This window comes from Priestia sp. ST2, from assembly GCF_055810735.1.
Window position 1 is genome coordinate 1,125,184 of sequence record NZ_JBVVNT010000002.1, and the last position, 24,614, is coordinate 1,149,797.

Below are 24,614 nucleotides of genomic sequence, written 5' to 3' on the forward strand. Positions count from 1 at the left end.
CTATATAATCTGCGTGTTTTCTTGTACATCTTTTCTTATAAATCTATGTTTTTTAGAGTTTAGTAGTGTAAACATTGAAATAACGTTAAATACCAAAACCATACCTCCCATAATTAAATAGGTACGGGAAAAACCTACGCTATCATATAATCCTCCCGCTATGGGTGAAAGAACTGAAGCACCTATTTGTGAAGCGAATTGGAATCCAACCAAATAAAGGATAGAAGATAGGCGCGTGTCAAAGTTAGCTGCCAAATATTTGAAGATGGCAATGAGCATAATAGGAAGTTCTAATGCATGAATAAGCTTCATCGAAGATATTCCAATTGGACCAACAACAAGCCCTGACCCAATAATACGAAATCCCATTAGAAACCCTGCTAAAATTAAACTATTTTTTGCACCGATCTTATTTACAATAAACGGTGCTGCGAACATCATTCCAGCTTCTAAAAATACTTGAAACGAATTTAAGTAGCCAAATACTTGGTTACCTATCGATTCAGTAGGAAACAAAGATGCATAATAGATAGGAAATTGCTGATCATATACCCCATATACGCATGTAACACCAACAACATAAATCATAAAAAACCAAAATTCCTTCAATAAAAATAAACTCCCTACATCTCTTAGCGTGACGGATTCAGCTTTTTCCATTTCATAACTGCTCATTTCTACTTTTACAGAAAAAATAATAGCCACTAGGATAACTGCTGAAACAGATGCCACCCAAAAATTAATGTGAGGATTAATATTAAACAATTGTCCTGCAAAAAACGTAGCTGCAGCCCAGCCTAATGACCCCCACATTCTAGATTTTCCGTACTCAAATTTATATTTTCGGCTGACTTTCTCTATGTATGTTTCAATCGCTCCGATGCCCGCCAAAAACGCTACTCCTAAATATAGGCCTCCAATAATAGCCCCTATCAACACATTGTATTGAAGCAAAGGTCCATAAACAAAAATATAAAATGGTCCTACAAACACTAAAAGACAGCTAATAAAAAATAAAACGTGTTTCTTTAAACCTATCCTGTCAGATATATATCCGTACAAAGGCTGCATACACAAAGCAAAGATAGCGTTTACAGAAAAGATTAAGCCTGTTGCTGATCCGTTCAACTTAATCTCTTGCCCTAACCAGATAGAAAATAAAGAGTAGCTTGACGACCACGTAAAAAAGAAGAAGAAAAAATATGCACTCAGCTTCCAATATAAACTTTTTGAACTTTTCATTTTAGTTACCCCTTTAGCTTAAGATATAAAATCTTTTATCTAACAAAATGAAAGCACTTTCAATTTGATTTTATGTCAACCGGTTTCATATGTCAACCGGTTTCACATTTTATATTTAAAAAAAGATTGTATTAGGTGTAAAAGTGGGCTTTGTGGTATGTTTAAATTGTTTAATAAACCGTTTACAATCCTTACATAGATTTTTATCACTCAAAAGAAAACGTAACGACTGAAAGCTATTTGCTTGATTGCAATTTATTTTAAGGCTTTTACATGTCTGATATATACTATAAAAGCAATGTTTTGGAGAAATTAGGAGGAAACTAGATGAAAGCCAAGATTAGTGATGTAGCAAAAATTGCAGGTGTTTCACCGACTACCGTTTCTCGTGTATTAAATAACCGTGGTTACATAAGCAAAGAAACGCGAGAAAATGTTTATAAAGCAATGAAAGAAATTAATTATTTCCCAAATGATATTGCACGTTCATTATTTAATAAGCGAACAAATTTAATCGGTATGATTGTCCCGCAAACGAGCAACCCTTTTTTCGGAGAGTTAGCCTTTCACATTGAAAGTATATGTGCTTCTCTTAACTACAAAGTACTTCTTTGCAACAGTCTTAATCGAATTGATAAAGAAAAAAAATATGTAGAGATGCTTATCAGAAATCAGGTAGATGGTGTGATTGCCGTCACTTATAATAGAGGTATTTTTGATTCAGAAAGTCAAAGTCTTCCTGTGGTAGCAGTGGATCATTATTTATCAACAGATATTCCTACCGTATCTTCTGATAACTATGCTGGAGGAAAACAAGCCACGGAATTGCTCATTTCAAAAGGTTGTAAGCATATTATTCATATTAACGGCCCCCTTAAACTCGAAACTCCAGCTAACTTAAGAAGGAAAGCTTATGAAAACGTGATGAAAAAATACGAAAAACAGCCTATCACGTATGAAATTTCAAATACCTTCGACCGCAACATCCAGAGAGAAACTATTTCTAAGGTTTTTGAAGAAAATCCGGAAGTAGATGGTATTTTTGCAAGTGATGACTTACTTGCAGCTTTAGTAGTTGCAGAAGCACAAAAAAGAGGAAAAAACATCCCAAGAGATTTAAAAATCGTGGGCTATGACGGAACGGAGGCCAGTCAGACTTTGTTACCTGGTCTAACTACAGTTCAACAGCCCATTGAATCGATTGCTCAAACAGCCATTGATATTTTACTAAAAGAAATTGAAGGAGAATTCAGCAATATACCTCGTGAAATCTGCCTTCCCGTTAAGCTTCTAGAAGGACAAACAACGTAAAAATACATTTTTTATAAAATAAATATCAGTTTGTTGCATATTCTTCTTCCTTTATTCACACCTTAACGTTACAGAAAGGAGTTGAATACAATGGCAAACAACAAAAGCAGCAATAATAATGAATTATTAGTATACGGAGCTGAACAAGCAATCGATCAAATGAAATATGAAATCGCTAGCGAGTTCGGAGTAAATTTAGGAGCTGACACTACTGCACGTGCAAACGGATCAGTAGGCGGCGAAATCACAAAACGTCTTGTACAATTAGCTGAGCAACAACTTGGCGGCGGACGTTTCTAAGACAATTTCATACACACCATGACTTAAGGAAGAATGGATATCCATTCTTCCTTTTCATATATTTACTTTCCATTTTTATATAAAAATTATTATTCTTCCTCCTCTTTACTGACTGATTTTGTTTTTCCTTTCTTTAGTGCAGCGCTGATTCCTAAACAACAGACGGCTGCTATCCATCCGGAGATGAGAAAATAAACGGAAGTATTTGCAAAGAGTGTGCCTATTAAAATAAACAGGCCTCCAAGAATAATAAAAAAGACGTGACCCTCACCATTTCTTTTCACCTTCATCACCTCTCCTTACCTATACAAACGAATGTTCAGATACAAAAGAAACTTCTTGATAAACAAGAAGTTTTCTTCGTGCGTTCCTTTTTTAATAAAAATTAAAGGTGTTTTCTTTTTATTTATTCAACGAAACCCCTCAATATTCTTCTCAATTACATGCTATTCAATAATTTCTGCGGTTTTATACTCTTTCATAAATACATCAATAACATCTCCTGCTTCTTCGTTCTCCTCCTCCATTTGAACGAGTATTTGGTTTTGTGCATTTACCGAAAGGATTCTGACATCCGACATTCGGTTTATATCCAGCTGCAGTTCCAAATCTCTAGCAACTTCATCAGCTTTTAGTGAATCTTTGATAATATATCTGTGGCTTCTCATAACATTCGCTCCTTTACGTTATATGAACGAATATAGTTTATCCAAACTATCAGCGCACAATAACATTTTTCTTGTATCTTTCATTTAAACAAAACAAAAAAACGGCTTTTCTCAGCCGTTTTTTTGTTTTGCTTTTCATTTATGAAAAAGCATAGTTATTTCTTTAGTTGATCGTTCTCTGTATCAGGTATCATGCGCTTATTTATTCCGAATGCGTAAAAACTGATGACAACAAGAGCCAGGAAAATAACCCCTACAATAAGTGAAATACGCGTTTCATCATTAAACCACATGCCTACAAGCACCATAAGTAAAAAAGCAATAGTTATATAGTTTGTTACAGGCGCAAAAGGCATTTTGAAAGGATGACTGTCCATTTCAGCCCCTTTAGCTTTACGGAAACGAATTTGGCTGATAAGAATAATGAACCAAGGAATCATTCCTGGAAGCACGCTAGCGCTGTATACATAAACAAATACATTCGGTGGAGCGATATAGTTTAAAATAACTCCAATTACTAACCCAATCATAACAGCGAGTGTGCTGTAAATCGGAACACCGTTACGAGAAATTTTTGTGAAGAATTTAGGTGCTTGACCGTTTACACCAAGCGTATAAAGCATGCGTCCTGCACTAAAAATTCCGCTGTTACAGCCTGACATCGCTGCTGTAATAACTACAAAGTTAATGATACCTGCAGCTGCTGTAACGCCAACTTTAGCAAATGTAGATACGAACGGACTTCCCAAGGAATCCAACTCATTCCACGGATATACCGTCACGATGACAAAAATTGCTCCAATATAAAAAATTAAAATTCGCCAGATGATGCTTTGAATTGCGCTTGTTAACGTTTTTTTAGGATCCTTTGCTTCACCAGCTGTAATACCAATTAGCTCGACTCCTTGATAAGCTGCAATAACAAGAGATAGAGCAAAGAAAAAGCCTGACCATCCGCCTGCAAAGAAACCGCCGTGTGCCCAAAGGTTTGATAACCCAATTGCGTCTCCGCCATTTCCAAATCCAAAGAAAATCAACCCAAGTCCTGCGATAATCATTAAAATAATTGTTACAATCTTAATCATCGCAAACCAAAATTCAAACTCTCCAAATGATTTTACTGAAATTAAGTTTGCTGTACCTAAAATCAACATGGCGATAATACCAGGCACCCAAGCTGGTAAATGTGGGAACCAATAATGCATATATGCTCCCACCGCTATAATTTCAGACATCCCTACGATTACAAATTGAAACCAGTTGCTCCACGCAGCCATATAACCTGCCAATGGATGAATATATTTGTGGCCAAATGTAGCGAATGAACCTGTGCTTGGTTCCATGTACAGCATTTCGCCCATGGCACGCATAATAAAGAAAATAAACATTCCGCAGATTGCGTAAGCAAGCAATACCGATGGACCTGTCCATTGGATGGTGCTTGCTGATCCCATAAATAATCCAACGCCAATTGTTCCGCCTAGCGCGATCATTTGAATGTGACGGGATTCTAAGCCTCTTTTTAGCTCTTTGTCTGCCATTCCATTTCCTCCTCCTAAACTTGTTATAGCTCTGTTAGGAAAGATACTTTTTGTGTCTGATGGAACAGCTATCGTTTTTAAAACCTTCCATTTTTACCTAGTACCTTTACAACTAAACTACTTTTTCTATTTTTAGCTATCCGACTGTATAATTACTTATTTTATAATAATAAATTTCCCTCAGAAATACAATTGTTTTTTTTCAGAAAAACACTCAATTAAACCTTTAACCTTTATTAAATCAATCATTTGAGTGAAATAGTTTTTTATTTCAGTATAATTTAAATTTTATGAACATTCAAAATAAATATAGGCGCAGGGTACGGGAACACTCTATTTCTTAAGGCTAACGAAATGAAACCACTACTTAATCGAAAAAATTCCTTTCTTCTCCTTTTACGTTTCTTCTTTCTCTTCTTAGGGAAAGTATCCATAGAAAATAGAGATGAGGAGGGATTTTTCATGTGGCAAGCTGCGATGTGGGGCGGAATTTCAGGATCAGCTGTCCTTCTTGGTGCTTTGGCAGCAGTTTTTTTGCCTATCGGCAAAAAGATAATTGGTTATATTATGGCTTTTGGGACAGGTGTATTAATCGGAGCATCTACCTATGAGCTGCTTGGAGACTCGGTTCATAACGGCGGGTTAAAAGCTACTTCTCTTGGTTTTCTTGCCGGGGCTGTCGTTTTTACTTTTTTAGACTATCTAATTTCACGTCAAGGAGCGAATAAAAGAAAGAGGTCTACCAAACAAATGGCTGCGAGTAGTTCTGGAATTGCTATATTTATAGGAACCGTAATGGATGCCATCCCAGAGTCCATTATGATTGGGGCTAGCTTAATTGAAAATGCAACCGTTAGCTGGCTTCTTGTTATCGCTATTTTTATAAGTAATATTCCTGAAGGACTGTCCAGTACGACCGGTCTAGTAAAAAGCGGATTCTCTAAAAAGAAAATTTTTTTCCTATGGGCAGCTGTTTTGTTCATTTCAGCTTTTAGCTCATGGACAGGTTTTGTTTTTTTAGACCATGCATCTGAGACACTTATGGCTGCTATTGCTGCTTTTGCCGGCGGTGGTATCATTGCTATGGTAGGTTCTACAATGATGCCAGAGGCCTATGAAGAAGGAGGTTCTATTACGGGATTAATTGCTGCACTTGGATTACTTGCTTCGCTGATATTAGATCATTTTTCTTAATTGTCTTCATACTATTTCTATCGTTTCCAAGTAGAAAGCACAAAGCCTTCTACTTGGAGACGTGTTTCCTTATCACATTATTATGAATGTGTCTTCTTAATAAGTAAAATCGTAGTTTTCTTTTATTTCCCGAGTAAAAGCTTTCCAATCCGTAGCTTCAAATTCTGCATTGCGTGCTTTTAACTCTTTTTCCATTCCTTGAATCTCTTGAACAGCTTCTATAGTTCTTTCACTTCCTGGTCCTACTCTCCAAATTAAGTTTTTGTATTCTTTAATCTTATCCATTAGATAACCCGTCTCTAATTCTTTATATTTAGACATATTAGCTGACTCCTTTTACTTCATTCTTTCTTCTAAGATATCATATTTCTCCTTTATGGATAAGCCTCTCGTCTGACGCTTCTTTAACGCTCAAAGATAGAGAATACAACAATAAAAAAGCAAGCACAAGTGCTTGCTTCCGCCTTATTAAGGCAATGGTTCAACCGCTACGTTCCCTACCGTCACAGCTTCTGTATATGCATTCGTACCGCTTTGGCGTAAGCGAAGATTGGCACTCCCCGCTGCGCTTGGATTTAATTGGACATTCAAAACCTTTTCTCCATTTCCAGCTGCGTCCGTTGTAATTGAAAAATTGCTGCTGTATCCATACGATGACGGCCAGCTTCCATCTGCGTTTTGAACTTTAGCAATTTGAGTTCCTGATCCGTTATATGCACCTAGATTAAACGTGCTGTACGTAGTGTTAGCTGAAAGTCCGCTTACTTTTACGCGTATTTGGAATATGCCGCTCGTTGGTAAAATGGCTTGATGTTCCAACACGTAAGCACTAGCAGCTGGGGGCTGTGTGGTTCCACCTTTATAACCATATGAACCAGATGCAAAAGTTGACGTATCGTACCATTTATAGCCTGCTGTAGGTGCTGACCATGGCTCTGGCTGAGGCTCAGTGGACTGACTTGGCGTTTCCGACGAAAGTAATGCTGTAGCCTGATCTAATTGAAGTCCTGAGACTTGATTTAAAGAGGTATAGCTTTCTTGCTTCGCTAACCAATTGACCATATTTACAAGCAGTGTAGAATCGTCTTGTTCCTTAAATCCGTCATATGTGGTTTTAGAAGATCCTGTATCTTCTCGTTTATATTTTGGTGTAGCATCTTCAACCGGTGAAGAATCCCCAATAAAAGCAGCTTTACCTGTCCCTACTTTTGAAACAGCAGCAAAAGGTCCCTCGGCTCTTCCTCCTCCATTGTACACTCCTTGATCTACAGCATTTGACCATTTTGTCGTTGTCTTAGGAAGATACACAATTCCTTTTGCTTTGTTTGGGTCCGTAATAGCAATCGTAGAACCTGCATGCATAGCAACGGTGGAAACACCTAGCGTAATACCGAATGCCTGAGAAGGAGCTACAATATCATTGGCTGTCACATCACCAATGGCATTATAGCGAAAGCGAACACCAAAGTTACTCGCTAACCAATCAGAGCTTGTTACGTTTTGCATTGCATCGGAGGTTACTTCTTCCGTTGTCATGCCTTTTGCGGGATTTGTCCATGCTCCGCGACGGTATCCGTTAAAAACTTCTGAAGAGTCCCACCGGTTTTTGTTTCGGTCTGCATTGTAATGATCAGCAATAAAAAAGACGCTTCCCCCGTTCTGAACATATTGTAAAAGGGCGGCTTGTTCAGAAGATTTATACGGAATATTCGCTTCTGGCACAACAAACACGCTATAGCCACTGAGGTCATTGTATGTAATCGGCGTAGATTTTCGCAGCTCTTTTACATCAAACCCACTACCTGCCAGTCCTTTCCCAAAATCAGAAAAACCTCCGTCAATAACCCAATCTGCTGTACCCGCAGTTTGACCATGCGTATTATCAAACAAGATTTTTTTACCGTTATTTTCATTTACGACAGAGGCTTTAATTTCTGGTGCAGGGTCAGCAGCGCTTTCTGCTGATGCTGAATGAGTAGTAAAAGGCAGTGAGATAGATAAAGCTGTACACATTGTTAAAACGGCATAACCTACGCGATTATATTTTTTTCGCATATAAAATGCTCCTCTCAAATTTTTGCAAGGCTTGTCTTTTCAAGAGGATTATAGCAGGTTCATTTATGATTTTTTTAAATTTATTGTAAATAATATATATTTTTTCAAAAAAGGTTCTTTATACCTTATATTTGTCGATAGGAGCCCTTTGAAATATGCCCATGATTATATGTAAAATTTGTTAACGATAACGACTTGAATATTCAAGAATACTGCGCAGCATTTGACGTGTACTTTTTGATTCGTTCGCGCGTTCTTTATATTCAAGAGGACGACTAGGAGTTGACATATTTTCTTCTTTATATTGAGAACTTTTGTTTTCTGACACGTTTTTTCACTTCCCTATCTCTATTTTATCAAGAGCAGCTCAAAGCTGCTCTTTTGGTTGTCATTCTTTTATTTGCTAGGACGGCTTACTTTTGCTTTTTGAAGCTCATCTGTATGAATATCGTTTGATAAAATACTTTTATTCACATTATCGACAGCAGCTTCACTGCTGCTGAATCCTTGGTTTTTGCTTTTATTTTGTTTACTCATTCCATCCACCTCCACGTGTAACATCTATATTTTATGGAGTTATAAAAAGAAAATAAGAGGTAGTATTAGGAAAATGACCTTCTTTTCTTTTTGCTTGTATTCCTCCTATTTAAATAAAAATAAAATCTCCATATTTAACAGAATGCACCAGAAATAAATGTTCATACTAAGAGTAGAAATTCTGCATATTCATTTTGAAAATATAGGAGGAAATAAGCGTGAGTACAAATAGCAATACACTATCCATTTTTGCTTTAGGCGGCATTAATGAAATAGGAAAAAATATGTATGCCGTTCAATATGACGATGACATCATTGTGATTGACTGCGGGTCTAAATTTCCTGATGAAAGTTTATTAGGAATTGATTTGATCATACCTGATATTACATACTTACAAGAGAATCGAGAAAAAGTTCGCGCACTGGTTGTGACTCATGGTCATGAAGACCATATTGGAGGTATTCCTTATCTTTTAAAACAGTTAAATCTCCCTATTTATGCAACAAGCCTTACCCTTGGATTAATTGATATTAAACTTCAAGAGCATCAATTATCTGCTGAGACGGAGCTTATTGAAATCAACGAAGAGTCCGAAATTATATTAGGCAATATTCCGCTTTCGTTTTTTAAAACGAATCACAGCATTCCAGATTGTCTCGGCATTGTCTTTCATACCCCTGAAGGAGCTGTTGTGCATACGGGAGATTTTAAGTTTGATTTAACTCCTGTTAACGACCAATATCCAGATCTTCATAAAATGGCGAAAATCGGCAGTGAAGGTGTACTGGCTTTAATATCCGAAAGCACAAATGCTGAACGCCCTGGATTTACGCCTTCAGAAAAGCTAGTTGGCAAACATGTAGAAGAAGCTTTTCGTAAAGCAAAGCGAAAAGTGATTATTTCTACTTTCGCCTCCAACGTTAACCGCGTACAGCAAATTGTAGATGCAGCGATTAAAACGAATAGAAAGCTTGCGCTTCTTGGAAGAAGCATGGTTAACGTTGTATCAGTTGCGTTAGAGAAAGGGTATTTAACTATTCCTGAAGGGATGCTAATTGAACCTTATGAAGTACATTCACTTGCGCCTGAACAAGTCGCTATTCTCTGCACTGGAAGCCAAGGCGAGCCGATGGCCGCTCTATCTAGATTAGCCAGTGGAAATCACCGACAAGTAGAAATTCTTCCTGAAGACACGGTTATTTTATCAGCAGGGCCTATTCCTGGCAATGAACGTAATATCTCTCGTATTGTCGACAGTCTTTTCACACTCGGGGCTCATGTGATTTACGGTTCAGGAAGCGCAACAGGTATGCACGTATCAGGACATGGCTATCAAGAAGAGCTAAAATTAATGGCTACATTGATGAAGCCAAAGTATTTTATCCCCATTCACGGCGAGTTTCGAATGCTTCATCACCACAGCTTATTAGCAGAATCCGTCGGGGTGGAAAAAGAGAACATTTTCATTATAAATAACGGTGATATTGTTGATATCAAGGGCGGAACAGCTGTTCAAACAAGAAAAATCCCTGCAGGCAATGTATATGTAGATGGGTTTGGCATTGGGGATGTTGGAAACGCGGTTTTACGTGACCGCAAACAGCTTTCAGAAGATGGTATGCTGGTTATTGTTATTACTCTGAATAAGGCGGAAGGGAAAATTGTGTCTGGTCCAGATACCATTTCACGAGGATTTGTTTATACAAGAGACTCAGAGCAGTTATTAAAAGATGTTAACCGACAAGTGACTAAAATTGTAAACCAATTACAAAAAGCTCATGTTCACCAATGGAGCATTATGAAAAAAGAAATCAAGACAACGCTTGGCCAATTTTTATATAACCAAACCAAAAGAAGACCTATGATCCTTCCTGTCATTATTGAAGTTTGATTACTCCACTAAAAAACTGCCTTAGTCCCCACTAAGGCAGTTTTTGCTTTATAAATCCGAAGCTTAACCTAAAGTTAGAAGTGGCCTTCTGTAGTTTATGAATAGGCACTGCTTTTATATGTATGGTTAAAAGTGTTAGGTGTATTTCTTCTTTTTTACCCCATTCTATAAGAGAGATATTTCACCGCAAATATCTTGTGAAAGTATCCTATCCTTGAGGTGATTATGATGAATGATAAAAATCATGTAGATCAGCATTCAGAACTATTCCGCCACAACTGGACGAGACCGAAGCGTTCAAAGTCCCAAGTAAATGGACATACAGAGATGTCTCAAACGAACATCATCCTGCGAAGTAATGCAAAAGCTCATCGTTGGTAAGGATACACTTCAACAAAAAAAGACGCGAACGCGTCTTTTTTTGTTATTGGCCGTCTGCCCCGCTTTGAGTTATCTTGCGAATATGACCATCTTCATAATTATTTTCTCGTAGCGCTTTTGCTTTGTCATCTACTACTTGTTTTTGATCTACTTGTGAAGAAGGAGTCTGCTTGTTTTTTGGCATGATCATAACCACCTTTTATTTTTGTAATTGTACAACGTGCATAGTGTCCCTCATAAAGATTAAATATATGTTAGCTAGCGGCTTCTTCTTCTTTCCACTTATGGCGCAATTTCAAAATAACAAGACTTATAACAATTAAAAAGCCTAAGCTTGCAAAGAAACCTGGCCTGCTTGCAGATTCTAACAGCGTACCGCTTACCGCTAGCAGTATTAATAAGAGGCCAACAGCTTGTTTTACTTTATCCCAAACTGTTTGTTTGATTAAGCGATGAAAAGAAATTAAAATAAAGAACCAGTTATAAATCAGCATCAGTCCAGCTGCTGTTGTAATATACTCATAAATTTTCCCGGGCAATAGCAAGGAAAGAACAATAGAAACAACTAATCCCGCTGTTGTTAAAAGTAAAGCCGGTATAGGAAATTGCAGCTTTTTCTTTTTTTGCTTTGAAAACAATGCAGGAGCATCTCCATCTTCTGAAAGAGTGACAATCATCGTTGTTACAGAAAAGAAAGAAGCCGACATTGTTGAAAATCCAGCGATAATCATTGCTCCATTAAAAACATGAGGGAAAAATGGAAGATGGTATGTTTCTAAAGCCGTTATAAATGGACTTTGATTTCCATGAAAATCATGAAATGGCACAATTAAAATAGCTAAACTCAGTGAAGCGATATAAATAATTCCAAGGAGAATAAGCATACTTCTACCTGCTTTCGGTGCGTCTTCTTTTTTTTCCAAACGAACCGTCATGATCCCCATGACTTCGATTCCGCCGAAAGCATAAAAGGCATAAAGCAAAGCGCCCCATAAACCTAAAAACCCGTGGGGAAATACTTCACTTATCGTTCGCGGCATCCCTTGTTTGGCACCTTCGTCTAAAAATCCAAATAAAGCGAGACTAGCTAATACAATAAACATTAAAATGGCAGCCACTTTTGTGACAGCAAATACATTTTCCATTCGTTCAAAGCCTTTTGTTCCTATTAATACAACAGCAATGCCTAAAACAGCGTAAATAGAGGCAAAGACCCACAGTGGAATACCATCAAACCAAAAACGTGTAAAAAGAGATAAAGCAGTGAGCTGACTCCCCATGATCAACATCTCTGAACTCCAGTATACCCATCCGCTGCTAAAGCCTGCCCATCTTCCATAAGCCTTTTTAGCATACGAGCGAAACGAACCTTTTTGAGGATCTTGAGCACTCATTTTAGCAAGAGCGTCAAATACAATAAATGTACATACTGCTGCTAGTAAAAAAGCAATTAATACAGAGGGACCCGTGGCTTTTATTGCAATACTTGATCCTAAAAAATAGCCTGTACCGATGATGCACCCTACTCCGATTAAAGACAGCTGCCACCATTTTAATTTCCCTTCAACCTGACTTCCGCAGCCTATTTTCTTTTTCATACTATCACTCCTTACACCTCGATGTAGTGTGTGATAGTTTGAAAAATTTATGCGCAAAAAGAGGCAGCTTTCTATTATTTTTCAGCAGATAGAAAACGCTTTAAATTCAATTCTGCTTTCTCTCCTTTTAAATAATGAATTGCTGTACAGCTTGCCAGCCGAAATATATACCAAATCCTATTAGAGAAAGGCCGGATATAACGGAAACTGCAGTCAAAAACGTCGCTGCTAAATACCTGCGAAAAGTGCTTGCTAAAGCTGCCATAGCAATATCCCAGCATAAAATCCCTGTAAAAATAGCACAGCTGTATAAAATAAGCTGTTCTGTTTCGTATGTATTAGCTGTTTTGGCTAAAACAGAGCCATAAATACCGAGCCAAAAAAGAATAGTAAGCGGGTTTGTTAATGAAATTAAAAAACCTGAAAAAAAACACTTTACGACCGAATCTCCTTTTGCGTTCCGATGCTGTGTAATTTCCCCTGCGCTCATTAACCCTTCAATACCGGTATAAATTAATACGAAGCATCCAAACGAAAAAAGAAACGTTTTCATAAAATCGCTGCTTAAAAAATGAACGGACCCAAAATAAACTACAAGCATATAAAGAGCGTCAACCGATGTTGCTCCTATCCCTAAGAACCAAGCATGTAAAAAGCCATTTTTGATTCCTTTATCAAGCTGAGCGGCGTTGATAGGACCAATTGGTGCGGCTAACGATAGCCCTAATAACATATAGCTAAAAAAAGCTCCCACATGCATCCCTCCCTGCTTCTGAGGTTTTATAAATTGAACTATGATAAATGTATGCAGCCTGCTTAGCTTGTACTACGTAATTTTTATTTTTTTCTAAATCCGTTTGTATACCTGCGAAAAACCAGCGCATGTTAACTGTAAATACTATACAGAAGGATGAGAGGCATGAATTCATACACTCATATTAAAGAAGCACTACAATTAGCTGAACAAGCTGTTTATCAAGGACAGATGAATTTGAATGGAGCTAATTTTCAAAATGCTCAAATGCATTTGAACATCGTTCAGCAGCAAATTAATGAACAAAAAGAAGCAACGTCTGGCGATAAAGAATTAAGACGAATAGAAGAGCATTTAAGACATTTACGCGAAGCCCAGCAGGCTATTCAGCAAAATTTTTAATGAAAGTAAAAATAGCTCTTTTCTTACTTTTATAAGAAAAAACTAAAAAAGCTCTACGAACTCAGTGAGTTCGTAGAGCTTTTGATCTTCATCTGCAACTTTTAAGACCTGAGTAAAGATTAGAGTTATTTCTTTATTCTTATACATACTTTCCGTAATCCGGACGGGCAATTTTATCAAAGTTTTTAACAAGCTTCAATAAATTAGTTGAAAGCCATTCTCCGGAAACCGGTTTTCCATGTCCGGTCACCGCCACAGACGGATGAAGTGACTGAAGCACTTCAACTGATCTTTTAGCAGATGCCCAGTCCGTAGTTAAATAACGAGGAGGACCGCTAATCTCCAATTCTTGCTCTAGTACATCCAGTAAATATTCTTGCTTAGTGGTAACAAAAGCATCTCCTGCGATAAGTGCAAGATCCTGCTTTCTAAAAAGAGAAATATGTCCTGGAGAATGGCCAGGGGTGTGAATCCATTCCCATTCCGGCATATGAGGTACAGAGCCGTCGGCTGGTAAAGCTTGCACATGAGAGCCTAAATCAATGGCTTCCGTTGGAAATAGTGGAGAAAGCTTTGCCACGAGCCCGCCTTCCACTGTACCATCCGGTGCAGGATAATTTTTTTCACCCGTCACATATGGAAGTTCAAGTGGATGTGCATATACCGGTATGTTCCACTTCTCCACTAGTTCAATAATAGATCCAATATGATCAAAATGTGCATGTGTAAGAATAATTGCTTTTGGTTTTTTTCCTTTTCCAAACCTTTCTTCTGCCTCTTTGATAATCATAGAAGCCGAATTAGCCATTCCCGCATCCACAAGTACAAAACTATTATCTTTATCTGGATTTCCTATAAAACATATGTTAACAATCTGCGTAGTGTAGCTGTAGATATCCGGTGCCACTTCGACTCCTTTTCCACTGGCTATAGAGCTCATGGGAATAAAGCTTTCCGTTGATGAACTTCCGTGCATCTCTCTATCCAATTATAATTCCCTCCTTTAACGTGTCACTTCATATGCGCCATACACGTTTATGCTATCCACCTTTGCTTTCGTTATTCTTTTTTTAACTAGCTCTCTTTTATGTATCCATAAAAAAAGAAAGGAGAAAAACTCCTTTCTTTTTTTTACACCAATTATACTTTTGCCGGAACTTTAACACCCATGATCGCTTTTGGCTCTAAATATTCTTCGATACCAAATGCTCCCCACTCGCGTCCAATACCAGATTGCTTAAATCCACCGAATGGTGCAGCTCTGTCTTGCTCGGCATCGTTAACAATGATTTGACCAGCTCTAATATTTTTAGCAACATAGTCAAGTGTTTCTTGATCTTTTCCGACCGCATAGCCTGCAAGTCCATAAATTGTATCATTCGCAATTTCAAGAGCTTGCTCTAGATCCTTATACGTAATAATAGTTGTTACAGGTCCAAAGATTTCTTCTTGTGCAATAACCATATCATTTGAAACGTCGGTAAAGACTGTCGGTTTAACAAAATATCCTGTCTCTAAGCCGTCTGGTTTACCCGTTCCGCCAGTAAGAAGTGTTGCACCTTCGTCCATTCCTTTTTTAATATAATCCTGTACGCGATCCCACTGTTTTTCTGCTACGAGCGGTCCAGTTACGTTGTCTTTATTTAATGGATCACCAACTGGGAATGATGGTAGAACCTTCTTCACTGCTTCTTCAAATTTTTCTTTCATAGAGGCAGGAATGATAATGCGCGTTGCTGCCGTACATACTTGCCCTGTATTCATTGCAATGTGTGAAACTGCTATTTTAGCCGCTTCTTCTACATCCGCATCCTCTAATACAACTAGCGGTGATTTCCCGCCTAGCTCAAGCGCTACTTTTTTGATTGTTTTAGCCGCGTTTTGCATAATTTTCTCGCCTACAGCACCTGATCCTGTAAATGATACAAAATCAATGTCCGGGTGAGAACTAATACCGTCACCGATTGTGCTTCCTGTTCCGTTTACAAGGTTAAAGGCACCTTTTGGTACACCAGCTTCATCAATGATCTCTGCTAATATCATCGCTGCATACGGTGTAAGTTCTGATGGTTTTAATACCATTGGACTTCCTGCTGCGATAGCTCCTGCAATTTTAGTAGAGGTCTGATTTGTTGGGAAGTTCCATGGTGTAATAAGTCCGCTTACTCCAATAGACTCTTTCACGACCTTGTAGCTTCCATGATCTTTTTCAAATGTGTACTCTTCAAGTGCATTAGCTGCTTCTTTAAAGTGGCTAAGTCCCATTTCATAGTGAACTTCTTCTGAAATCTTTAAAGGAGCGCCAAGCTCTTCAGTCATAACTTCAATAAGCTCCTGTTTACGCTTTTCATATCCTTTTGCAATATTGCGAAGCATTTTAATTCGCTCTTCTTTTGTTGTTCTTGAAAATGTGGGAAGAGCTGCTTTAGCTGCTGCCACGGCTTTATCTAGATCTTCTTTTGTGCCTAAGCTAATTTTGCCAATTGATTTTTCAGTAGCAGGATTGATCACATCTGACGTTTCGTTTCCTGTTGATTCAATCCATTCTCCGTTAATAAAGTGTTTTAAATTTGTACGCATTGATTTGATCTCTCCTTTTAGTTTGTTAATTGTTGAACTATGTCATCTAGTTTTTATCTACCCGCCTGTCTGCTTCTCAAACACCGCTTCTATTATTTTTTGTTTCTTTCACTGTCTTACCACTTTTCCAATCGGCGTTTCGCAGCTGACATTATTTTTCCTCATCGCTTACGCTTCTGCGTGATCTCACTAAATGAAACCTACGTTCACCATAACCACAAAAAAATCCGAACGAGTTTGATTCTCCATCAAGAATCTCGGTTCCTCGTTCGGATCTTCCTTCAACTAAAACACTTTTGTTCCCCTTCTTTTTGTATTAACGTACTTCTTGTAAACGATGTACCGCTCTGCTTTCAATTAACGGTTCTGTTTGCTGTCTGTATTGTTGATAGTGAGGTGTTTCAATGTGAGCTTCAACATCTTCTTGGCTTTTCCATTTCTCATAAAAAACAAATGTGCCTGCTTTGTCTGTATCCTGGTGGAGAGTGTATTGAATACATCCTTTTTCTTCTCTTGATGGTTTAATAACTTTTACTAACTCTGATCGAAGCTCTTCTTCTTTTCCTGGCTTGGCTTGCAAAATGGCGTTAATAATAATTTCTGACATCGTTTTTCCTCATTTCTTTAAAAATATTCTCCATAAAAAGCTTCCCTCTTTTTGAATTTATTACACTGACCATCATATTTTTTGTATGATGATTGATTTCTCTAGTTCAAGACGGCACAACATACATGTTATCCACATCGGTCTTTCTTGATGCTGTTCATAAAAAAGCCTGTAGGCTATAAGCCTACAGGCTTTTTTACATCTTATTTCAATAAGTGTTTCACGACTGCTTTAGCTACACTGATTGTTGACTGAGGATTTTGACCTGTTATTAGGTTGCCATCTGCTTGTACATTATCTGCCCAGTTTGGAGCAGTTACTACATTTGCCCCAAGTTCACGCAGACGTGTTTCCAAAAGAAACGGCATGAAGCGGTCCAATGTTGTTTCACGTTCTTCATCATCTGTAAACGCAGCGACATCCTTTCCTTCGACCAACGGCTTTTCATCTGATAATGTAACACCTACTAAGCCTGCGGGTCCGTGGCATACAGCGGCTACTACTTTGTCTCCTTCGTATAGTTCACGAATTAAAGCGTGGAGCGTTTGATTATCTGGCAGATCAAACATTGTGCCGTGACCGCCTGGTAAGAAAACAGCATCGAATTTAGCACTGTCTGTAATGGTATCAAGTTTTAGGGTATTCTCTAGATGCTTAGCTGTATTTAAGATTTCTTGAGAAGTCTCCCCTTCAAGGCTGCGAGCATCCACCGGCGCTTTTCCTCCTACAGGACTTGCTACAGTAATCGTAAATCCAGCTTTTTCGAACTCTACGTACGCTTCACCAAATTCTGAAAGCCAAAGGCCTGTTGGATGATTTTCTTTCATTTTGTCAGCCGTTGTTACGACCATTAATATATGTTTAGACATAGTAACGTCCTCCTGTAAATAAAGATAGTATTTTCTGTTTCTGCCTTACACACCCTATTGTAAGAGAGGAATTACTATAATACAAATTAGAAAATATCTGCTTATCCATAAATATTTTTATAGATAATGTGTCTTTGTTAATAAAGCACCTGCGAAAAAACAACCGTATATCTGAATTTATTTTTTATACACTCAAAAAAACCGCCCTTTTGAATAAGCGCGGTTTTTTCCAGAAAAGCATAGAATCTATCTTTTATTTTAAAGAGCAGATTGAGCGTTCATTTGTTTCACTTTCTTTTCTCCCGTTCTTTTAAGACTTACCATAAAAATAAACGAAATACAGTACAGCCCCGCCAAGTACGTCATCGCTACTGTCATATCATAGCTTTGCAAAAGATAGCCGACAAGAATGGGTGATAACCCTCCGAGCGCTCGCCCAAAGTTAAAAATGGTGTTCGTTGCAGTGCTGCGAACTTCTACTGAATAGTGGCTGCTGATCAATGCTCCGTATCCCGCGAACATTCCGTTTGAGAAAAATCCGACCACAGCTCCTCCTATAAGCAGCCCTGCACCTCCTTCGGCATACGAGTATAAAAATACCGCACAAGCTGAAGCAAGAAGAAAGATTCCAAAAGTACGTTTCGATCCAAAACGGTCCATAAATTGACCAAATGTTAGCATGCCTATAATCATTCCAACGGCTGTACTGATTGTCCAAAGAGCTGAACTTGAAACAGAGAGGCCTTGTGATTGCTGAAGCATAGACGGAAGCCATATCATAAGTCCGTTATAGCCTGCAATTTGGACTGTAGCCATCACTGCCAGCGAAATAGTCGTCATCGCCGTCCTAGGCGTAGCGAATAATTGACGAAGCTTACCATTATTTTTAACAACCGCTGTTTTCTCTTTTTGAGCTTGTAGCCACTCAGGAGATTCGTTTAAATTTTTTCGTACGATAAAAGCAAAAATGACGGGGATGATTCCCACAAAAAACAGCGCTCTCCATCCGAAAATCGGCAGAATCAGAGAACTTAAAAGCGCCGCAAGGATCACTCCAAATTGTGCGCCAATACTAACATAGGATGAAGCTCGTCCTTGCTTATGTTTCGGCCACGCTTCTGCTACAAGAGCCATACCGATCCCGTACTCTCCTCCAGCCCCAATTCCGGCAATAAATCGCGAAGCATACACTTGTTCAACATTTGCTGCAAAACCTGTTAATGCCGTTCCGACTGCAAATAGAAGAACCGTGTAGGTAAAAACCCGCACCCTTCCAAATTTATCTGCTAAAATTCCGAAGATGACTCCACCTATCAGCATTCCTATATTCGTAATAGAAGAAATAAGTCCACCTGTTGCTAAATCAATGTGAAATTCAGCAATAATCATTGACATAGCAAACGAGATAAACATAATGTCCATCCCTTCTAACGTCAAACCTGCTACTGATGCTACAACTGTCTTGTTACGATAATTCATATTGTTCCACCCTCCAGTGTATTCTTTCCGTATCAACGCTCTTTCTTTTTTGAAGGAATGGATAAATAACATATCTCCATTCTCTTTTGAAGCCTCTCTGGACTTCGTTTAAAAGAGGTAAGTAACACATAAAAGCCCTTTTGTCGCAGAGGGCAAAAGGGCACAGATAGGCATAGAAGCAGTAAATGAGTGATCCGTCCTTTTCGGCCTCTCTGGACCGTCTTAAAGGCAGTTATTATATTAATCATTATGTTAACACGCCGCACAGAACCTTTCAATAAGAAAAATATCTTCTTTAAAGCAGCTATGTACATCTTTCACTTTTTACATACATACTATTTCGTTCATTATTTTTTCAAATATGGTTAAAACCAAAGCCTAATGTATCATGTTCAAAGCCTTTTTTAGGCGCACCTATCGTTCCATACACACAAACGCTAATCCATTCGTCGCTTGATCCTGAAAACTCAATTTTTCCGCGCACGATTGAAAATGTGAGTCCGACCGTCCGTAAAATATCACCCAGCTGCAGCGTTCCTCGACTAACTCCTTGAATGGCTTCAAGTATAGCATGATAAAGAGCGTGAACTTCCCGGTACGACTGGGCATTAATAATTTTGTTTGTCTTGGCGCTCGTTTCAATTGCCGCCACGACTTTAGACAGCTCCATCGCTCCGACTTTTCCTACTGTGTAGCTGTATCCTCTCTCATTAATTTCCTTTTCAATACCTTCAGCTAGTTCCGTATTATGTAAAAGAACGAGTAAAGATGTTAATCTTCCCATTGAAAAATCATTAACTTGTTGAAATTTATTGCTCAACTGTAATTCCCTCCCTTCTATCCCCTTATTATTTTAACAGACGGTACCTAAAAAGGTGCTGATTATTCAACGAACGAGCGCTCACTTAAAGGATTAGGAGATCTATGTGTATTGTCCAACACTGTTACGAAGTAGAACTTGCATAAACAAGGAACCCACCTTTTAGTAAGCGCTTACTTTATTTTCAAAGAAGAAATCATTTTTCTCTACTTACGTTAAGACAAGCTGTGATTCAACTTTTAACTTTCCCAGCATCTCTCTCGTCATTTTTTCTAGGTTATATTCTGTTTTAAATCCCCACTCTTCTATCGCACAGCTGGAATCTATATGGTTAGGCCAGCTTTCAGCAATTGCTTGTCGAACAGGATCTACTTGATAATTCAGCACAAATTCCGGAATCGTTTTTCTGATTTCAGTCGCCATTTGTTCTGGATCAAAGCTCATGGCAGAAACGTTAAATGAATTTCGGTGCTTAAGCTTAGAACCGTCTGCTTCCATTAGTTGGATAACAGCATTTAATGCATCAGGCATATACATCATATCCATATATGTTCCTTTTTCAATATAGGACGTATATCGCTTATGCTTAACGGCTTCATAATAAATTTCAACAGCGTAGTCCGTTGTTCCTCCACCTGGAGGCGTTACGTATGAAATTAAACCTGGAAAACGCAGCCCTCGTGTATCTACTCCGAATTTATGGTGGTAGTAATCGCAAAGTAATTCACCCGCTACTTTATTAACACCATACATCGTGGTAGGACGTTGAATTGTATCCTGCGGCGTCCAGTCTTTTGGAGTCGTTGGACCAAATGCACCAATTGAACTTGGAGTGAAAAATTGACACTGCAGCTCGCGTGCTACTTCGAGCGCGTTTACTAATCCGCCCATATTTAGATTCCAAGCTAGAAGCGGTTTTTGCTCGGCTGTCGCTGATAACAGCGCAGCCAAGTGAATAATCGTATCAACTTTATGCTTTTTAGCGATCGTAAATAACGCAGTCTGATCCGTTACATCTAAAATCTCAAATGGACCTGAAGTCACGACATCGCTCGTCGTTTTGCGAATATCGGTGGCAATAATATTTTCTGAACCATATATCTCTCTCATTTTCGTCGTTAACTCAGAACCGATTTGCCCTAAAGAACCCGTTATTAATACTTTTTTCATGTCAATATCCTCCTCGTGTACTGCCTAGATTAAACGTTTAGATTAATTTCATTTCCTTGCCTACTTTTTTGTAGATACGAAGTGCTTCATCTAACATTTCTTTCGTATGAGCAGCCGTCGGCATATTGCGAACGCGTCCTGTCCCTCTTGGAACGGTTGGGAAAACAATTGATTTAGCGTATACCCCTTCTTCTATTAATCTCTCACTAAAAATCTGCGTTTGGTTTTCATCTCCTATGATGCACGGAGTGATAGGTGTTTCACTTTCTCCAATGTTAAAGCCTAGTTCTTTTAGTCCTTGCTTTAAATACCGACTGTTTTCCCACATTTGCTGCTGCAGCTCTGTACTTGTGCTTAGGATTTCAATTGCTTTTATACAGGCAGCAGCCGTGCCTGGTGTAATAGCAGTCGAAAACAAAAACGGACGGCTTCTTACTTTTAACCAGTCGATTAAGTCTTTTTTTCCGGCTACGTACCCACCTACAGCTCCAATCGCTTTTGATAATGTTCCAATCTGGAAGTCTACTTTTTCAGATAAGCCAAAATGTTTGACTGTGCCCATGCCGTTCCCTAATACGCCCGACCCGTGAGCATCATCTACGTATGTGATTAAGTCAAATTCCTCTGCGATTTCTACAATTTCCGGAAGCTTAGCAATGTCTCCATCCATTGAGAATACACCATCGGTAATTACCATTATTTTATTATATAAACCGGATTTTTGTGCTTCGCCCGCTTTTGCACGAAGATCTTCCATATCTGAATGCTTAAAAGGAATAATTTTTGCTTTTGATAGCCGGCATCCGTCAATAATTGAAGCGTGATTCAGCTCATCTGATAAAATCGCATCATGTTTATCCATAACCGCGGAGATGGCTGCCATATTACAGTTAAAGCCAGACTGATAAGCTATAGCTGCTTCTGTATGCTTAAACTCGGCTAGCTTTTCCTCTAGCTTAATGTGAATATCTAGAGTTCCATTAATCGTTCGGACAGCTCCAGCCCCCACTCCGTATTTTTCAGTGGCTTCGTTGCACGCGTTAATAAGCCTCTCGTCTGTAGCAAGACCCAAATAATTGTTGGATGATAAATTAATTAATTGCTTTCCCTCAATTTGAATCACAGGTCCGTTTGGCCCCTCTACCGGATTAATGACATTGTATAATCCTTTATCTTTTAAATCTTCTAAATTATTATTCAAGAATTCTTTTAAACGTCTGCTTGTCATCTTCCATCCCCCTCATTGTTGTTCAACGCCTCTTATAAACTTCTCTTTTCCCCATTAAAAGATTAATCTAAGCACTTACAGTATATGAGTTAAAAATCAAGTGTATTCCTGAGAAAGACAAATGTTTCTTTTGAAAGCGCTTAAAATTCAATACTTATAGAATTCATAATAATAAACAACTAGGTAAATGTCCATACTAAAAAAACAAAAAATAAAAAATTTTCTGCATTGATAAGAATCCTTCTTATTATGAATGAGTTTACGGGAACGTTATCAGACAATATCTTTTTTATTTTCTTTCTTTGATAATTCTTCCAAGGAAGAGACTGATATATAACGAAATCAATCCACTCAACAGCTAGATATGTGAAAGCTACATTCACCATACCTATAAAAAATCCGAACGAATTTGATTCCTAATCAAACTCGTTCGGATTATCCTTCAACTAAACTGGTTTTGTAACAGCCTCTTTCGTTACTTTTGCATAGATATAGTCTTTATTTTTTTATGTTCGTTTTTTACTAATAAGCATGAAACAGCAAAGCTTAGTAATGCAGCTAAAAACGTTCCACTGTAAATAATGTGCACACCTGATGCAAGAATTTCATGCAGCTTTGACAGTTCTTCTGCTGGTACTCCGCCTGTCTCAAACGAAGCATTTAAATTTTCTTGCCCTAATTTCTTTGCTTGTGAAAGTGTCACTAAATTAAAGATTGTACCAAACACCGCAGAACCTAGCGTTTGACTAAATGTATTTGTAAACGTATTAAGAGCCACCGCTACTCCTCTTTTGCTAGCCGGGACCGATGATTGAATAACTAGCATAAAAATAGGCGTAATAATACCCATTCCTAACCCAAGGACCCCAACGGCTACATAAATTAAAAATACGGGTGAGTGAGTGGAAACTAAAAACAGCATAAAACAAGCCGTACTTACAATTGCCGTGCCCAGCGTAAGGATGGAGTGCGTTTTAAGACGCCCTACTAAATTCCCTGAAAGCAGTGAACCAATCGTCCAGCATACTGGCATAGGCATTAATACAAAACCAGCAGCGGTTGCACTTTTCCCCAGCACTCCTTGACTCCAAATTGGAAGGTAGACCGTAATACTAATAACTACTGATCCCACAAGAAGTGTTAATAAGTTTATAACAGATACACTTCGAATGGAAAACAGTTCAAGCGGGATAAGAGGTTCGGGAGATTTCTTTTCTATATAAATAAAGCCAATGAATGTTAGAACAGCTAGAACAAATAACCCTATAATGGTCGGATCTCCCCAGTTTTGATGCTGACTTCCGGTTAAAAGCGCGTATAAAAACGCAATTGTTCCCACTGAAAACGTCACCGCTCCAATATAATCGATATAACGTTTTTCTTTTACCACTTCTTCTTTATAGTTTACTAAAAGAACAAAAAAAGCCATTAGTCCAAACGGTATATTTAAAAAGAAAATATAGCGCCAAGACAGCGTATCCACTAAGAATCCTCCAAGAAGAGGCCCGAGAACTCCCGCAACTCCCCAAACTGCGCTAATCCACCCTTGCGCTTTGGCTCTTTCTTTTGCTTCTTCATACAAGTCGCCAATAATAATCATTGTAAGCGGCATAACGACCCCGGCGCCCAGCCCTTGGATCGCTCTATAGACAATTAATTGCTGCATCGAAAAGCTAAGTCCGCAAAGTATCGATCCGATTAAGAAAATAATGATTCCAACAAGCATAACTTTTTTGCGGCCGAATAGATCCGCTAACTTTCCGTATATAGGTGTAGATACAGCAGTTGTCAGCATATAAATGGCATATACCCAGCTAACTAGCTCAATGCCCAACAAATCACTTGTAATTCTTGGAACAGCCGTACTGACAATGGTTCCTTCCATTGCAGCTAAAACAGTGACAAGCAGCAGCGCTGTCATGATTCGTTTCCTCATCTTTCTCTCTCCTTGCAACTGCGGGCATACCATGTTTTTTCTTATAGAAG

Annotated in this window: 26 protein-coding genes; 6 read left to right on the forward strand and 20 right to left on the reverse strand. The window is 38.4% G+C overall.

The genetic code is table 11. The annotated features are described in order from the left end of the window. Positions 1 to 1,242 carry an MFS transporter gene (locus AC0KUU_RS12120; protein ID WP_043979132.1) on the reverse strand — a complete coding sequence of 414 codons (1,242 nt, stop codon included), beginning with the start codon at positions 1,240 to 1,242 and terminating at the stop codon, positions 1 to 3. Between the two features lie 327 nt (positions 1,243 to 1,569). On the opposite strand from AC0KUU_RS12120, the gene AC0KUU_RS12125 reads away from it, so the two are divergent. Both AC0KUU_RS12125 and AC0KUU_RS12130 read left to right on the forward strand, forming a co-directional pair. Continuing rightward, positions 1,570 to 2,553, forward strand: coding sequence for a LacI family DNA-binding transcriptional regulator (locus tag AC0KUU_RS12125; protein WP_043979135.1), 984 nt, complete (start codon positions 1,570 to 1,572; stop codon positions 2,551 to 2,553). Between the two features lie 90 nt (positions 2,554 to 2,643). Then, positions 2,644 to 2,853 (forward strand): alpha/beta-type small acid-soluble spore protein, encoded by a 210-nt coding sequence (locus AC0KUU_RS12130; RefSeq protein WP_013058452.1) that lies wholly within the window; start codon positions 2,644 to 2,646, stop codon positions 2,851 to 2,853. An 89-nt stretch (positions 2,854 to 2,942) separates the two neighbouring features. On the opposite strand, the gene AC0KUU_RS12135 is transcribed toward AC0KUU_RS12130, so the two are convergent. The 3 genes from AC0KUU_RS12135 to AC0KUU_RS12145 all read right to left on the reverse strand — a co-directional run bounded on the left by AC0KUU_RS12135 (position 2,943) and on the right by AC0KUU_RS12145 (position 5,062). Then, entirely contained in the window at positions 2,943 to 3,143 is a 201-nt protein-coding gene (locus AC0KUU_RS12135) for a hypothetical protein (protein ID WP_165575332.1), read from the reverse strand. 156 nt (positions 3,144 to 3,299) lie between these two features. After that, positions 3,300 to 3,521, reverse strand: a complete 222-nt coding sequence (locus AC0KUU_RS12140) for a hypothetical protein (protein WP_043979137.1) — start codon at positions 3,519 to 3,521, stop codon at positions 3,300 to 3,302. A gap of 155 nt (positions 3,522 to 3,676) precedes the next feature. Continuing rightward, positions 3,677 to 5,062 carry an amino acid permease gene (locus AC0KUU_RS12145; RefSeq protein ID WP_043979140.1) on the reverse strand — a complete coding sequence of 462 codons (1,386 nt, stop codon included), beginning with the start codon at positions 5,060 to 5,062 and terminating at the stop codon, positions 3,677 to 3,679. Positions 5,063 to 5,524: 462 nt separating this feature from the next. On the opposite strand from AC0KUU_RS12145, the gene AC0KUU_RS12150 reads away from it, so the two are divergent. Further along, a complete protein-coding gene (locus AC0KUU_RS12150; protein ID WP_043979143.1) occupies positions 5,525 to 6,256 on the forward strand; it encodes a ZIP family metal transporter in 732 nt (243 codons plus the stop codon). A gap of 96 nt (positions 6,257 to 6,352) precedes the next feature. On the opposite strand, the gene AC0KUU_RS12155 is transcribed toward AC0KUU_RS12150, so the two are convergent. The 4 genes from AC0KUU_RS12155 to AC0KUU_RS12170 form a co-directional block, all read right to left on the reverse strand. Beyond that, positions 6,353 to 6,577, reverse strand: coding sequence for a hypothetical protein (locus AC0KUU_RS12155; protein WP_028408120.1), 225 nt, complete (start codon positions 6,575 to 6,577; stop codon positions 6,353 to 6,355). Positions 6,578 to 6,724: 147 nt separating this feature from the next. After that, positions 6,725 to 8,311 (reverse strand): type 1 glutamine amidotransferase family protein, encoded by a 1,587-nt coding sequence (locus tag AC0KUU_RS12160; RefSeq protein WP_162213950.1) that lies wholly within the window; start codon positions 8,309 to 8,311, stop codon positions 6,725 to 6,727. Positions 8,312 to 8,492: 181 nt separating this feature from the next. Beyond that, positions 8,493 to 8,639: a hypothetical protein gene (locus tag AC0KUU_RS12165; protein WP_157842256.1), complete on the reverse strand. Its 147-nt coding sequence runs from the start codon at positions 8,637 to 8,639 to the stop codon at positions 8,493 to 8,495. A 68-nt stretch (positions 8,640 to 8,707) separates the two neighbouring features. Continuing rightward, positions 8,708 to 8,848, reverse strand: coding sequence for a hypothetical protein (locus AC0KUU_RS12170; protein WP_165575335.1), 141 nt, complete (start codon positions 8,846 to 8,848; stop codon positions 8,708 to 8,710). A 218-nt stretch (positions 8,849 to 9,066) separates the two neighbouring features. On the opposite strand from AC0KUU_RS12170, the gene AC0KUU_RS12175 reads away from it, so the two are divergent. After that, positions 9,067 to 10,740, forward strand: a complete 1,674-nt coding sequence (locus tag AC0KUU_RS12175; RefSeq protein ID WP_043979148.1) for a ribonuclease J — start codon at positions 9,067 to 9,069, stop codon at positions 10,738 to 10,740. A gap of 228 nt (positions 10,741 to 10,968) precedes the next feature. Further along, positions 10,969 to 11,121, forward strand: a complete 153-nt coding sequence (locus AC0KUU_RS12180) for a YpzG family protein (RefSeq protein ID WP_014460817.1) — start codon at positions 10,969 to 10,971, stop codon at positions 11,119 to 11,121. Between the two features lie 43 nt (positions 11,122 to 11,164). On the opposite strand, the gene AC0KUU_RS12185 is transcribed toward AC0KUU_RS12180, so the two are convergent. The 3 genes from AC0KUU_RS12185 to AC0KUU_RS12195 all read right to left on the reverse strand — a co-directional run bounded on the left by AC0KUU_RS12185 (position 11,165) and on the right by AC0KUU_RS12195 (position 13,473). Beyond that, entirely contained in the window at positions 11,165 to 11,305 is a 141-nt protein-coding gene (locus AC0KUU_RS12185) for a hypothetical protein (protein WP_013082476.1), read from the reverse strand. Positions 11,306 to 11,375: 70 nt separating this feature from the next. Further along, entirely contained in the window at positions 11,376 to 12,719 is a 1,344-nt protein-coding gene (locus tag AC0KUU_RS12190; protein WP_097823860.1) for an amino acid permease, read from the reverse strand. A 127-nt stretch (positions 12,720 to 12,846) separates the two neighbouring features. Continuing rightward, entirely contained in the window at positions 12,847 to 13,473 is a 627-nt protein-coding gene (locus AC0KUU_RS12195; RefSeq protein WP_280559338.1) for a LysE family transporter, read from the reverse strand. Positions 13,474 to 13,638: 165 nt separating this feature from the next. Here AC0KUU_RS12195 and AC0KUU_RS12200 point away from each other — a divergent pair, with 165 nt between their 5' ends. Next, positions 13,639 to 13,875, forward strand: coding sequence for a hypothetical protein (locus tag AC0KUU_RS12200; RefSeq protein ID WP_043979151.1), 237 nt, complete (start codon positions 13,639 to 13,641; stop codon positions 13,873 to 13,875). Between the two features lie 139 nt (positions 13,876 to 14,014). Here the strand turns inward: AC0KUU_RS12200 and AC0KUU_RS12205 are convergent, their stop codons facing one another. The 9 genes from AC0KUU_RS12205 to AC0KUU_RS12245 all read right to left on the reverse strand — a co-directional run bounded on the left by AC0KUU_RS12205 (position 14,015) and on the right by AC0KUU_RS12245 (position 24,564). Continuing rightward, positions 14,015 to 14,863, reverse strand: coding sequence for an MBL fold metallo-hydrolase (locus AC0KUU_RS12205; protein ID WP_043979152.1), 849 nt, complete (start codon positions 14,861 to 14,863; stop codon positions 14,015 to 14,017). A 152-nt stretch (positions 14,864 to 15,015) separates the two neighbouring features. Further along, positions 15,016 to 16,455, reverse strand: coding sequence for an aldehyde dehydrogenase family protein (locus AC0KUU_RS12210; RefSeq protein WP_043979153.1), 1,440 nt, complete (start codon positions 16,453 to 16,455; stop codon positions 15,016 to 15,018). 316 nt (positions 16,456 to 16,771) lie between these two features. Next, entirely contained in the window at positions 16,772 to 17,062 is a 291-nt protein-coding gene (locus tag AC0KUU_RS12215; protein ID WP_028408112.1) for a putative quinol monooxygenase, read from the reverse strand. Between the two features lie 203 nt (positions 17,063 to 17,265). Then, positions 17,266 to 17,931: a type 1 glutamine amidotransferase domain-containing protein gene (locus tag AC0KUU_RS12220; RefSeq protein ID WP_043979154.1), complete on the reverse strand. Its 666-nt coding sequence runs from the start codon at positions 17,929 to 17,931 to the stop codon at positions 17,266 to 17,268. Between the two features lie 258 nt (positions 17,932 to 18,189). Beyond that, on the reverse strand, positions 18,190 to 19,410 hold the full coding sequence (locus AC0KUU_RS12225; RefSeq protein ID WP_028408110.1) for an MFS transporter: 1,221 nt from the start codon (positions 19,408 to 19,410) through the stop codon (positions 18,190 to 18,192). Between the two features lie 355 nt (positions 19,411 to 19,765). Then, positions 19,766 to 20,230, reverse strand: coding sequence for a hut operon transcriptional regulator HutP (gene hutP, locus AC0KUU_RS12230; RefSeq protein ID WP_013056267.1), 465 nt, complete (start codon positions 20,228 to 20,230; stop codon positions 19,766 to 19,768). 210 nt (positions 20,231 to 20,440) lie between these two features. Then, positions 20,441 to 21,400, reverse strand: coding sequence for an L-threonine 3-dehydrogenase (locus AC0KUU_RS12235; protein ID WP_043979157.1), 960 nt, complete (start codon positions 21,398 to 21,400; stop codon positions 20,441 to 20,443). A 37-nt stretch (positions 21,401 to 21,437) separates the two neighbouring features. Next, the gene (locus AC0KUU_RS12240; RefSeq protein ID WP_043979160.1) at positions 21,438 to 22,628 is read right to left on the reverse strand and encodes a glycine C-acetyltransferase; all 1,191 of its coding nucleotides are present in this window, start codon (positions 22,626 to 22,628) and stop codon (positions 21,438 to 21,440) included. 475 nt (positions 22,629 to 23,103) lie between these two features. Then, positions 23,104 to 24,564 carry an MDR family MFS transporter gene (locus AC0KUU_RS12245; protein WP_322551933.1) on the reverse strand — a complete coding sequence of 487 codons (1,461 nt, stop codon included), beginning with the start codon at positions 24,562 to 24,564 and terminating at the stop codon, positions 23,104 to 23,106. Between the last annotated feature and the right edge of the window lie 50 nt (positions 24,565 to 24,614).

Bases quoted from the DNA above. Each gene is read 5' to 3' on its own strand.
- AC0KUU_RS12120 (WP_043979132.1), bottom strand. From the start codon at position 1,242: ATGAAAAGTTCAAAAAGTTTATATTGGAAGCTGAGTGCATATTTTTTC.
- AC0KUU_RS12125 (WP_043979135.1), top strand. From the start codon at position 1,570: ATGAAAGCCAAGATTAGTGATGTAGCAAAAATTGCAGGTGTTTCACCG.
- AC0KUU_RS12130 (WP_013058452.1), top strand. From the start codon at position 2,644: ATGGCAAACAACAAAAGCAGCAATAATAATGAATTATTAGTATACGGA.
- AC0KUU_RS12135 (WP_165575332.1), bottom strand. From the start codon at position 3,143: ATGAAGGTGAAAAGAAATGGTGAGGGTCACGTCTTTTTTATTATTCTT.
- AC0KUU_RS12140 (WP_043979137.1), bottom strand. From the start codon at position 3,521: ATGAGAAGCCACAGATATATTATCAAAGATTCACTAAAAGCTGATGAA.
- AC0KUU_RS12145 (WP_043979140.1), bottom strand. From the start codon at position 5,062: ATGGCAGACAAAGAGCTAAAAAGAGGCTTAGAATCCCGTCACATTCAA.
- AC0KUU_RS12150 (WP_043979143.1), top strand. From the start codon at position 5,525: ATGTGGCAAGCTGCGATGTGGGGCGGAATTTCAGGATCAGCTGTCCTT.
- AC0KUU_RS12155 (WP_028408120.1), bottom strand. From the start codon at position 6,577: ATGTCTAAATATAAAGAATTAGAGACGGGTTATCTAATGGATAAGATT.
- AC0KUU_RS12160 (WP_162213950.1), bottom strand. From the start codon at position 8,311: ATGCGAAAAAAATATAATCGCGTAGGTTATGCCGTTTTAACAATGTGT.
- AC0KUU_RS12170 (WP_165575335.1), bottom strand. From the start codon at position 8,848: ATGAGTAAACAAAATAAAAGCAAAAACCAAGGATTCAGCAGCAGTGAA.
- AC0KUU_RS12180 (WP_014460817.1), top strand. From the start codon at position 10,969: ATGAATGATAAAAATCATGTAGATCAGCATTCAGAACTATTCCGCCAC.
- AC0KUU_RS12185 (WP_013082476.1), bottom strand. From the start codon at position 11,305: ATGCCAAAAAACAAGCAGACTCCTTCTTCACAAGTAGATCAAAAACAA.
- AC0KUU_RS12190 (WP_097823860.1), bottom strand. From the start codon at position 12,719: ATGAAAAAGAAAATAGGCTGCGGAAGTCAGGTTGAAGGGAAATTAAAA.
- AC0KUU_RS12200 (WP_043979151.1), top strand. From the start codon at position 13,639: ATGAATTCATACACTCATATTAAAGAAGCACTACAATTAGCTGAACAA.
- AC0KUU_RS12210 (WP_043979153.1), bottom strand. From the start codon at position 16,455: ATGCGTACAAATTTAAAACACTTTATTAACGGAGAATGGATTGAATCA.
- AC0KUU_RS12215 (WP_028408112.1), bottom strand. From the start codon at position 17,062: ATGTCAGAAATTATTATTAACGCCATTTTGCAAGCCAAGCCAGGAAAA.
- AC0KUU_RS12220 (WP_043979154.1), bottom strand. From the start codon at position 17,931: ATGTCTAAACATATATTAATGGTCGTAACAACGGCTGACAAAATGAAA.
- AC0KUU_RS12225 (WP_028408110.1), bottom strand. From the start codon at position 19,410: ATGAATTATCGTAACAAGACAGTTGTAGCATCAGTAGCAGGTTTGACG.
- AC0KUU_RS12235 (WP_043979157.1), bottom strand. From the start codon at position 21,400: ATGAAAAAAGTATTAATAACGGGTTCTTTAGGGCAAATCGGTTCTGAG.
- AC0KUU_RS12240 (WP_043979160.1), bottom strand. From the start codon at position 22,628: ATGACAAGCAGACGTTTAAAAGAATTCTTGAATAATAATTTAGAAGAT.
- AC0KUU_RS12245 (WP_322551933.1), bottom strand. From the start codon at position 24,564: ATGAGGAAACGAATCATGACAGCGCTGCTGCTTGTCACTGTTTTAGCT.